Source organism: Cellulophaga baltica (genome assembly GCF_018861125.1).
GTDB classification, from domain to species: domain Bacteria; phylum Bacteroidota; class Bacteroidia; order Flavobacteriales; family Flavobacteriaceae; genus Cellulophaga; species Cellulophaga baltica_A.
In genome coordinates this window covers 103,073-114,508 of the sequence record NZ_JAHKQN010000015.1, presented here as the reverse complement: position 1 = coordinate 114,508, position 11,436 = coordinate 103,073, and the positions used below count along the sequence as shown (strand labels likewise).

The following is an 11,436-nucleotide window of genomic DNA, read 5'->3' as shown; positions in this document are numbered from 1 at the left end:
ATAAAATGTTTTTAGATGAAATAAAAAAAACTAATTAATAGTGGTAATATTTAAGTTGCGTTTAAAAAATTAAACCCTTCCCTTAAGCGCATTAAAAACCCATGCTATTGCTAAGAAACCTATGCCGACTGCCGCAAAACCATATCCTGCTACTTCATTATAGCGAAAAGCCCCAAGAGCGATTAAAGATAGACCTACAAAAATCATTATAAAAGTTGCCCATGAAAGCACAGTATTTTTATTCATTCCCATAATATCATTTACATTTTGTTAGTTGGTAGCATCAAATATCGTTATTTTAAAGTAATTTTCAAGATAGAAAAAACTAAAAATTAGTTCTCAAAAGGAAATACAACCCCTGTTTTAGCTCGTACTGAGTCAATTAAACCTATTAAATCTTTACTGTTTTGATGGCTCCATAATTCACTTTCAATCTTATTTCTGCTTATACAGTTTTGAACTTCAAGTATTTCGTAATAAAAGCCCATTCCTGTTGTTGATAAATCATACTCCATAAGCTCACTATCAATTTCAACAGAAAACCCTTGAGTTTCATGCCACCGTGGTTGTATAAATATACTGCCTTTTGTACCTGAAATAGTAGCTTTCATATCTGATTTCGAGTTTAAACCACTATATAATGTGGCTTGAGCACTTTCAAAATCAAAAATCATTGATGTTTGCACTTCTATCCCTGTTTTATACATTTTAGAAAATGCCTGTATTTCATTAGGTTTACCTAATAATAAATAAGATAAAAATATGGGATAAATACCTATATCTAAAAGAGAGCCTCCGGCTAAATTTGGATTTAACAATCTGCCATCTTCTGATCTATCTAAAGCTTGGAACGCAAAATCAGCATGAATATATTTAATATCGCCAATAACATTTTGTGCAATTAGTTCTTTAATTTTAACTATTGACGGATTAAAACGTGTCCACAATGCTTCCATTAAAAACACCTTATGTTTTTGAGCTGTGGCAATCATTTTATGCACTTCAATTGAATTTACACCCAATGGTTTTTCACATAAAATATGTTTTCCATTTTTCATTGCTTCAATAGCAATATTTGCATGAAAAGAATGTGGTGTTGCTATATAAATTACATCAACTTCTTCACTTTCATAAAGTTCTTGATAACCACCATAAGCCTTTTTCGCATTATATATTGAAGCAAATTCTTTTGCCTTTTCAATACTTCTAGATGCTACAGCGGTTAAATTAGCACCTTCCACCAATTGTAAATCTTTCACAAACTTATGCGCAATATTACCCAACCCAATTACACCCCAACGAATATTTTGTTTCATTATCTTAAATTAGTTTTTCAAAGTTAACAAATATTAGTCCTTATCTTTATCTTTATACCCCCTATAAAGAAATTAAATTACCAATGGATATCAACTTCAATAAAAACGAAGATCATAATAAATTACTTCTTTCTGAATTGAAAAAAAGATTAGCAAAAGTAAAGCTAGGCGGCGGAAAAAGTAGAATAGAAAAACAACATGCTCAAGGCAAGATGACTGCCCACGAGCGTATTGACTTCTTATTAGATGATAAGGCAAATACAGTTGAAATTGGAGCATTTGTTGGTGATGGAATGTATGAAGAACATGGTGGATGTCCATCTGGCGGTGTAATTGTAAAAATTGGCTATATAAAAGGCAAACAATGTATTGTTGTTGCTAATGATGCTACTGTAAAAGCTGGTGCTTGGTTCCCGATTACCGCAAAAAAGAATTTAAGAGCACAAGAAATCGCTATAGAGAACAAAATTCCTATTATATATTTAGTAGATAGCGCTGGTGTTTACTTGCCTTTACAAGATGAAATTTTCCCAGACAAAGAACATTTTGGACGCATTTTTAGAAACAATGCAAAAATGAGTAGCATGGGTATTACTCAAATTTCTGCTGTAATGGGCAGTTGTGTTGCTGGTGGCGCATATTTACCAATTATGAGTGACGAAGCATTAATTGTAGATAAAACAGCTAGTATATTTCTAGCAGGTAGTTACTTGGTAAAAGCTGCAATTGGAGAAAGTATTGATAATGAGACATTGGGTGGTGCTACAACGCATTGCGAAATTAGTGGTGTAACGGATTATAAGTCTAAAGATGATGCTGATGCTCTTGATACTATTAAAAATATAATGAGTAAAATTGGAGATTTTGAAAAGGCTGGTTACAACCGAGTTACTCCAAAAAAACCAAAAAAAGACCCTAAAGACATTTACGGAATATTACCAAAATCAAGAACTGACCAGTATGATATGCTTGAAATTATCAAGCGTTTGGTTGATAATTCAGATTTTGAACAATATAAAGAAGGTTACGGAAAAACAATTTTAACAGGCTATGCTCGTATTGATGGTTGGGCTGTAGGTATTGTTGCAAACCACCGGAAAGTTGTTAAAACAACCAAAGGTGAAATGCAATTTGGTGGTGTAATTTATTCTGATAGTGCCGATAAAGCTACTCGTTTTATAGCAAATTGCAACCAAAAGAAAATTCCACTGGTATTTTTACAAGATGTTACTGGTTTTATGGTGGGTAGCAAAAGTGAACACGGTGGCATTATTAAAGACGGTGCTAAAATGGTAAATGCCGTTAGTAATTCTGTTGTACCAAAATTTACCATTATTATTGGCAACAGCTACGGAGCAGGGAATTACGCAATGTGTGGTAAAGCTTATGACCCAAGACTTATTGTTGCTTGGCCAAGTGCAGAACTTGCTGTAATGAGTGGTAATTCAGCCGCTAAAGTTTTACTCCAAATTGAAAAAGCTTCATTAAAAAAGAAAGGTGAAGAAATTACCCCTGAAAAAGAAGCTGAATTATATGATAAAATTAAAAACAGATATGACAATCAAGTGTCTCCATATTATGCTGCTTCTCGTTTATGGACAGATGCAATAATAGACCCTTTAGATACCCGAAAATGGATTTCAACAGGAATTGATGCTGCAAACCATGCACCTATAGAAACTCGTTTTAATTTAGGAGTTATTCAAGTTTAATTGCCTAAATGCTTTTTAACCCTTGGGATTAGCAATAATTCGGTTTGACGACCATTAACATATCTAAATCCGTTTTCACCGTAGAAACCAGCTTCTTCAAGCATAATACGAATATCCCTATTCCATTCAGGAATTGTGATGGTTGTATTTAATTCTATAGCGTAAACGGTGTTTTTATTTAGAGGATAATTCTCACCATCATCTTTCATAACACCTCCTTGAGAATCCCACATCCCAATAGTTGTGCCAGCAGAATGGCCATAATTACCCAAAGGATGCGTATAAATTGCAGGTCGCAAACCTGAATCTCTTGCTTCTTTTAAAGATTTTGATAAAATCTCATTTCCAGTTTGACCTTCAATCATATTTTTAGTTAAAAAGTCTTGAACTCTATTTCCTTCTTTTAAACCATCTATTAAAAAATTAGGGGCAGATTTTTCTTCTGGCTTTAAAACATAAGCCAATTCTTGACAATCAGTATTCAGTCTTAAATAAGTAATACCAAAATCACAATGCAACAAATCTCCTGGTAAAATAGTTAAATCATCTGGCCTTCCAGAAAAAGAATATAAATGATCAACCAACTCTTCACTACTACGTTGTACATCTACCGTTGGATGAAACCAAGTTTTCAAACCTAAATCTGTTACTTTTTGGCGTAACCACCACTCTATTTCTGTCGTTGTAGTTACACCTGGTGTAATTATTTTTTCTGAGAATGCTTCTGAAATAATATCATGTGTAATATCTACTAATTGATTGTAAATAATCATTTCACGAGGCGTACGTGTTTCTATCCACCTTACAGCCAACTGTTCCGCTGAAACAACTTTAGAATGCATTTTTTTAGGCAGATAGCTCATAAACTCATCATAATCCGTCTTATCTAAACCATCCGCTATATTATGATCTTTTGAAAAGTTAAGCCCAATTTTATTCGGGTCTCTTTCTTCAATTAACTCTATTAATCTTTTCCATTGGTCTGGTTCCTTCTCTTTATCCCAAGCAGAAACTATACTTTCACCAACATTATAACGTGCAACAGCTAATTTATCAATAGTATTATTATTCTTATTTCTATAAAATAAAAGAATTGTTCTTCTACGAGCATTTAACCAAGTTGCAGGTAACATAGTTTTAATTACAGGGTCTTCATTATACTCTCTAGAAATAACTAACCACATATCTAACCCGGCGGCATCCATAAGTTCAGGAAGTAACACATTAAAGCGTTCTTCAAGAATTTCGTCAACTACAACTGCTCTTTCATTTTCAGGAAGAATTTGTTGTCCAAAATTATAAATGCAAAACAATAAACAAAAAGAAAGAATAGGTATTCTCATAATAGGTTGGTTTTTAAACCTGAAAATACAAAATATATTTAATGCTAAGTAAAATTAAAGCTTAGCTATAGTTTTACTCCTTTGAATTTTTCCGTTATCCGTCCAAACAAAAGAGTCTAAAGTAAAAATCTCTTTAGGTATTTCAAATTTGCCAAGAGACTTCAATAGTTTTATTGATTCTAAAGTTTTAACTGCATCAATATTCCCTTCAACTAATAAAACTAATTTTTGTCCTAATTTAGCATCAGGAATTCCTGCAACAAAAAAATTCTCGTGAATTAGAGATGAAAGTTTGGACTCGATTTTTTCTGGAAAAAGTTTTATACCTCCAGAATTTATAACAGAATCAAACCTACCTAACCATTCAAACTCTTTATCAGATAATAAGTTCACCAAATCATTTGTAACTACCTTTTCATCTGAAATATTTTCTGCATCAATAACTAAACAACCTCTGCCATCTACAGAAAAACGCACATTTGGCAAAGCTCTAAAGTTTTCAATTTTGTAGGTTTTATGGTTTGCTTTTTTTATGGCTATATGTGTAATTGTCTCTGTCATCCCATAAGTCTCGTAAACCATTGTTTTTAAACCTTGAATTTGACTTATTAAATTGTCAGACATTTTAGCTCCACCAACGATTAATTTTTTAATTTGATTTATTTCGACTAATGAGTTTTCTAGTTGCAAAGGAATCATTGCTCCAAAATCGTAAGCCTTTACCACGTCTTTTAAAGGCTCTGAACTGGATGGCACATAATCTAATTGCAAACCCAAAATCATAGCTCTAACTAGCATCATTTTACCTGCAATAAAGTTACATGGTAAACATAGTAAAGCCGTATCTGTAGGTTTTAAATTGAAAAATTCACCTGTTGCAATAGCGGAATTTACCATGTATTGCTTTTCTAAAATAATTGTCTTTGGCACTCCTGTTGACCCAGAGGTGTTTACTTCTAAAACTGGAGAATCATTAGACCACGATAACAGAAAGTTACCAATTGCAATTTCAAAAGTTTCCCCCTCTTTAATTAAACTATAACCAACCTCACTCAAATCTTCTTTAGAAAATTTGAGACCGTTTAATCTAAATTCTGGGTGAATATTTTTATAAGAAACTTGCATTATTCAATTTTCAAAAATTCTTCTTCAGAAAGTACATCACCAGCTAATTTTTCTTCCCAATTAGTCCATCCATATTTTTTAGAAAAAATAAATAGTAAAATAGGGTAAATGACTAGAACAGGAATAAAAACGTCCCAACCCAAAACTGGTTCTGAAACATCAGTATAAATAGAGTTTGTTTGAAAAGCTGTCCAATCTGCTGTTACCAAAAGAGCAGTAATTAAATTATTAGAAGCATGAAATCCTAATGATAATTCTATTCCCTCGTCCATTAAAGCTAAGATTCCTAGAAAAAAACCCGTTCCTATGTAATAGACCATAATTCCATAACCCAATTTACTAACCTCAGGATTAAAAATATGCATCAAACCAAAAATTGTGGAAGTGATTAATAATGGCACAAACTTTTTCTTTGACATAAGACCAATTCCCTGCATTAGATAACCTCTAAAAAAATACTCTTCGAAACTTGTTTGCAATGGAATTAAAATCACACCAATCAATAGAAGTATTAAAAATTTATTCCATTCAAAACTTAGAATATAATTTTCAGGAGACAAGTAAACATCAACCAAAGTCATCGCAATAGAAACTACAGCCCAAACTGTAAAAGCAAAAAAAACACGCTTCCAATCTATTTTTTTTCGGGAAGTGGTCAAAGCTGTAATTGTTTGTTTATGATACAGTTTTACAACTAAAAAAATACTTACCAAACCAATTACAAAAGATAGAAGCATTAACACTAAAAACAAATTAGAACCAAAAGTAGTTGCCATTTGAGAAATTGTCAATGGAGCCTCATTACCTTGAAGGGTTTCTGAAAGTATCGCAAGTACTATTGGAATTCCACCTAATATCTGCCATCCAAAAATAATTATAATACAACCTACAATATATTTAATAATATCATATTTACTTTTGTACCCTTGTTCTATATACATAAATCTTTAATTAAATTATTTTCCCAATCTTTAGCGTTATCGTATAAAAGCTTTCCATTAGATACCGTTAATGGACTTTCAAAATTATTAGTATATAAACTACCTGTACCTAAACCTTGTGGCAGTTTACTATTTAATGTGTAAGTCCATTGCGCTATAGCATTTAAACCAACATTGCTTTCAAGCGCACTTGTAATCCACCATTTTATATTCATACTATTCGCAATTGAAATCCACTCTTCACTACCTTTAAAACCACCTACCAGACTTGGTTTTAAAATTATATATTGTGGTTGTATTGTTTGTAGTAACTCTTGCTTTTTTGTTACACCGAATACTCCAATTAACTCTTCATCTAAAGCAATTGGCAAAGGTGTTTTTTCACATAATCTCTCCATTTCAATAGCATTACCTTGTTTTATAGGTTGCTCAATAGAATGCAAATTATATTCCGATAGAATTTGAAGTTTATCTAATGCTTCATTTATTGGAAAAGCTCCATTAGCATCAACACGTAGTTCTATTTGATTTTTTGTATATTTTTTTCTAATGGAAGCTAAAAGTTTAATTTCTGTTTCAAAATTAATAGCCCCTATTTTCATTTTTATACAACTAAAACCTTCTTCTAATTTTTGTTGAATTTGCTCAAGCATGAAAGATTCATCTCCCATCCAAATTAAGCCATTTATAACTATTGGCTTCTTATCTGTTGTAAAATTTGAAGGAAATAAAATATATGGATTCTCAGCTTTTAAAGATAAAAAAGCTTGCTCTACACCAAATTGTATGCTTGGATAAGCCTTTAATGCGCTACATAACAAATCTTTACCTAAATGAATATTTTCACAAGTCCATTTAAGCTTTTCTTCATAATTAGGAATATCATCAATACTTAAACCTCTGAGAATACCGCATTCACCAATACCTTGCTTATTCTCATCTTTTAAAATAATAAACCAGGTTTCTTTTTGATTGAGAATACCACGCGAAGTACCGCTTGGTCTTTTGAAATCTAAAATGTATTTTTTGTAAAATGCTTGCATAACTTATGGTCAAATTTAACCATAATTTAAATGTTTTAAGCAAGCTAAATTATATTAAAATTGATTTTCCTATCTCAAGAAGATGTAGTTTTTTATCTTCAAACGCAAACTTTTTCTTTGCCTCTTCTTTATCTATTTTTATATAACCAAAAGTGTCATAATGATAACCCAAAACGGTATCACAATCAATAAAATCCGAAGCTATTACAGCATCATCAACACCCATTGTAAAGTTGTCACCTATTGGCAACACCGCTAAATCCAAAGTATACGAATATGGTATTAATTTCATATCCATTGTTAAAGCTGTATCACCAGCTATATAAATATTTTTTTCGTCTGCTGTTAATATAAAACCACCTGGCTCACCACCATAAGTACCATCTGCAAAAGAAGATGTATGAATAGCATTTACGTATTTTAATTTTCCAAAATCAAAATTCCAACTACCACCATGATTCATTGGGTGCGTCTTAAAACCCATTTTCTCATAATAACCCGCAATTTCATAGTTACTAACGATAGTTGCGTTAGATTGTCTCGCTATTTGCTCAACATCTAAAACATGATCTTGATGCGCATGTGTAACAAGTATATAATCTGGTTTCAATTCATCAATATTAATTAAATCTTTTGCTAACTCATTACCTGAGATAAAAGGATCAACTAATATAGTTGCTAATTTTGTTTGTATAAATAAACTTGCATGACCAAGAAAAACAATTTTCATCGCTAAATAATTATTATATGTTATTTAAAATTGAACCAAAAACGTACGCCTTCATCTTTCTTATCAATATTTAAGTTTGATTGTAATTGGTTTACTAAACGTTTCATTAATCTAATTCCCATTGAAGATTCAGAGCGTTCTTCAACATCTTCAGGCATACCAACACCCGTATCTGTATATTCAAAAAAGCCATCTACCCCCTCTTCTTTTCTTAAATGAATATTTATACTTCCAACCTGTTCATCATCAGGAAAACCGTATTTGAATGAGTTTGACACTAATTCATTTAATATCAATCCGAAAGGTATCGCTCTGTCAATATCTAACTCAACATCATCGGCATCAATATTAATATTAATTTTATGTCCACCTTTTTTGTAAACTGATTGAATACTGTTTACCAAACTTTCAATATACCCTTGCATTTCAATTACCGACAAATCATCATTTTGATATAATTTTTGATGAATTAATGCCATAGCTTTAACCCTACTCTTACCTTCTTCTAATGCTTGAATAGCTGCTTTACTTTTGGTATTCTTAGTTTGTAAACTTAAAAGACTTGATACCATTTGTAGATTATTTTTAACTCTATGGTGTATTTCTTTTAAAAGTGAATCTTTTTCTACTAATGAAGCTTCAATTATATGTTTTTGCTTTACGATTATTCGTTGCACCTTAATACTACGCAAATATGCATAAACAAGGCCTGCAAAACCTAAAAGAACAAATACTAATGAAATGTAAACAGTACTAATAGTACTGTTTATTTTTTCCATTTCAATACTTTTCAGCTCCAAATTCTGTTTAGATTCTAAATATAATGCTTTTGAATTTTCAAGTTCTGATTGCACAATAGCCTCTAACTGCTGTGAGTTTATAGTTTGTTCACTTGATGCTATTGAATCTCTTACTCTTATATTCTTTTTGTAATAAAATGAAGCTTTTTCATATGCTCCTATCTTATCATAATATGCAGCTAAAAGTCTATTTCTTTTCAAAATATAATCTGACTGTAAAAAACGAAAATCTTTATCTAATAATTCCTTCGCCTTTTTTTCTTCATTAGTCTGTAAATAACAATCAGCTAGGTAAAGAGTATTTTCTAATAATTCTGAAGAATGAACGCCCATTCTATATTCACCGATAATTTTCACGCTCTCTTTTAAAGCAGGTATGGCTTTATCAAACTCTTTTATATCAGCAAAACATTTACCTATATTTCCATATATTTTACCCTTCAGTAAGGTTGCTTTAATAATTTGATTTTCTGTTTTTACATCAATAACATCTTTTAAATAAAGATCAATAAACGATTCTGCTTTTCTGTAATGAATTAAGGCAACAGGCTGTGACTTGTCTAACCTTAAATAATTACCAATATTATTGTTATAAACTGCGTTACCGTAATAATCAGCTGGATCTAAAGACTTACTTTTTTCTTGAATATAATCATTCCTCGCTCTACCTGGTAAGCCTAAATTTGAATAGATATCGTAAAATGATATGTTATCCGTAATTCCTAATTCTTTTTTTTCTTTACGAACTTCTGATTGCTTTACATACAACTTTAATTTCTCGTAATTTTTATCTAAAAGTTCTAATAATATTTTTTTATACTTAATTTCTTTTTCAGATCCATCTTTATATAATTCATTGGCTAGTGCAACACTTTTTGAGTATTCACCTAAATCATATAAAACCTGACTTTGCATTGTTTTATAAACAAATAAACTTGATGTGTCTCTCTTATATGCAGCGTTATCTATATACTCTTCTAAAGCTTTTTTCCAATCAAAAGCTGAATTTTGACTGTACCTATTTTCTGCACTGTAAAAAAGGGCAAATCTGTCAGAAGAATTTGAGATAATTTGAAAATCTACAAAAGGGTTATCTGGCTCATCTAAGGAGTTTTGGGCAAAAATGTTTGACACCAACAAGAGAAAAAACAGAAGTAAGTATGTTTTTTTATTAAACAAATTAAATTGATTTTATATAAAAGACCTTGTAAATCAAAGAGCTTTAAGAGTTAAATTTTTATTTACTGTAAAATTAATCCAATAATATGAATTCACAACATAAAAAAAGTAAACATAACATATAGTGAGTTTTAATGTGGAATATTGCTAATATTTATACCCTAAACCATCTTACAACTTAATTGAAATTAAAAAAGGCCAAACAAATTAATTGCCTGGCCTTTATAAACGAACACTATATATGAAAATGATAAGATTTGGGATCTTTATTATTTTACACTTCAAATGTAGTGGTATGATTTGAATTTTAATTTTTATTGTTGTGTAAAAGCCAAAAATTGTGGTGAAGTTTCAAATTAGTTTTGATTTGTGTAATTCATCGATTTTTTACCATAAAAAAAGCTGATTATGAATAATCAGCCTTTTAAAATAACTTCAATGTGTAATTGATATGTTTTATGAATTCATTGCAGAGATTATGAACTCTTTAAATTCTTTTGATATTGGAATAAGATTATTGTTAATCATGATATCTTTTGAGTTGATTGCCTCAATATGGTCAACGTTTACTATATATGATTTGTGTGCTCTATAAAATTTATTAGAAGGTAATTTTTCTAAGTAATCTTTTAAAGGTGATCGTACTAAGAATTTTTTATCAGCAGTATTAACTTCTAAATAAACGTTATCCGCTTTTATAAATTGAATATCACCAAATTGAATTCTATAATATAAATGTTGTTTTTTAACGAATATAGAATCTTTTAAAACTGAATTAGACATTAGCTTGTCTTCCTCATTAACAGGCGCATCATTTTTTGTATTTCCTGAATTACCTTTTTCATTATAGTTAAAACTAGAAAGTGCAATTTCAATTGAGGTATACAAATCTTGTTGCTCAAAAGGTTTCACTAAATAACCATTTGGTTTTACTGTTTTTGCATTTTCTACAGTTGCACGATCTGAGTTTGAGGTCACAAAAATGAAAGGAATATTATAATTTGCACGTATATGCTTTCCTAAGTCTATTCCTGTTTTATCAGATGCAAGAATAATATCAATTAGAACTAGATCTACCTGCTGGGTTTTTAAAACCTCAACCGCTTGCTCATAAACAATAACATTATCAACAATCTCATAGCCGATCTCTTCTAACATTGATTGCATATCATCCGCAATAATGACATTATCTTCTACAATAAGAATTTTAATAGGCTGTTCCAAATTAACTTTATGTTTATAGTGTG

The 11,436-nt window shown here is 30.7% G+C and carries 10 protein-coding genes; 1 reads left to right on the top strand and 9 read right to left on the bottom strand.

The features are described 5' to 3' along the window. Positions 1-69: 69 nt before the first annotated feature. Both KO500_RS06685 and KO500_RS06680 read right to left on the bottom strand, forming a co-directional pair. Positions 70-246 carry a CAL67264 family membrane protein gene (locus KO500_RS06685; protein WP_252732450.1) on the bottom strand — a complete coding sequence of 59 codons (177 nt, stop codon included), beginning with the start codon at positions 244-246 and terminating at the stop codon, positions 70-72. An 86-nt stretch (positions 247-332) separates the two neighbouring features. Continuing rightward, entirely contained in the window at positions 333-1,316 is a 984-nt protein-coding gene (locus KO500_RS06680) for a Gfo/Idh/MocA family protein (protein WP_215955747.1), read from the bottom strand. A gap of 83 nt (positions 1,317-1,399) precedes the next feature. On the opposite strand from KO500_RS06680, the gene KO500_RS06675 reads away from it, so the two are divergent. Then, a complete protein-coding gene (locus KO500_RS06675) occupies positions 1,400-3,028 on the top strand; it encodes an acyl-CoA carboxylase subunit beta (RefSeq protein WP_215955746.1) in 1,629 nt (542 codons plus the stop codon). Here the strand turns inward: KO500_RS06675 and KO500_RS06670 are convergent. The 7 genes from KO500_RS06670 to KO500_RS06640 all read right to left on the bottom strand — a co-directional run bounded on the left by KO500_RS06670 (position 3,025) and on the right by KO500_RS06640 (position 11,413). Beyond that, entirely contained in the window at positions 3,025-4,371 is a 1,347-nt protein-coding gene (locus KO500_RS06670; RefSeq protein ID WP_215955745.1) for a M24 family metallopeptidase, read from the bottom strand. The genes KO500_RS06675 and KO500_RS06670 overlap by 4 nt on opposite strands. 54 nt (positions 4,372-4,425) lie before the next feature. After that, the gene (locus KO500_RS06665) at positions 4,426-5,496 is read right to left on the bottom strand and encodes an AMP-binding protein (protein WP_215955744.1); all 1,071 of its coding nucleotides are present in this window, start codon (positions 5,494-5,496) and stop codon (positions 4,426-4,428) included. Then, entirely contained in the window at positions 5,496-6,437 is a 942-nt protein-coding gene (locus KO500_RS06660; RefSeq protein ID WP_215955743.1) for a CPBP family intramembrane glutamic endopeptidase, read from the bottom strand. Before KO500_RS06660 ends, KO500_RS06665 begins: the two co-directional genes overlap by 1 nt. Beyond that, on the bottom strand, positions 6,428-7,480 hold the full coding sequence (locus tag KO500_RS06655) for an o-succinylbenzoate synthase (RefSeq protein ID WP_215955742.1): 1,053 nt from the start codon (positions 7,478-7,480) through the stop codon (positions 6,428-6,430). Before KO500_RS06655 ends, KO500_RS06660 begins: the two co-directional genes overlap by 10 nt. A gap of 49 nt (positions 7,481-7,529) precedes the next feature. Beyond that, complete coding sequence (locus tag KO500_RS06650) at positions 7,530-8,210, bottom strand: metal-dependent hydrolase (RefSeq protein ID WP_215955741.1); 681 nt, start codon at positions 8,208-8,210, stop codon at positions 7,530-7,532. 20 nt (positions 8,211-8,230) lie between these two features. Further along, complete coding sequence (locus tag KO500_RS06645) at positions 8,231-10,189, bottom strand: sensor histidine kinase (RefSeq protein ID WP_215955740.1); 1,959 nt, start codon at positions 10,187-10,189, stop codon at positions 8,231-8,233. A gap of 456 nt (positions 10,190-10,645) precedes the next feature. Beyond that, on the bottom strand, positions 10,646-11,413 hold the full coding sequence (locus KO500_RS06640) for a LytR/AlgR family response regulator transcription factor (protein WP_215955739.1): 768 nt from the start codon (positions 11,411-11,413) through the stop codon (positions 10,646-10,648). Positions 11,414-11,436: the final 23 nt, after the last annotated feature.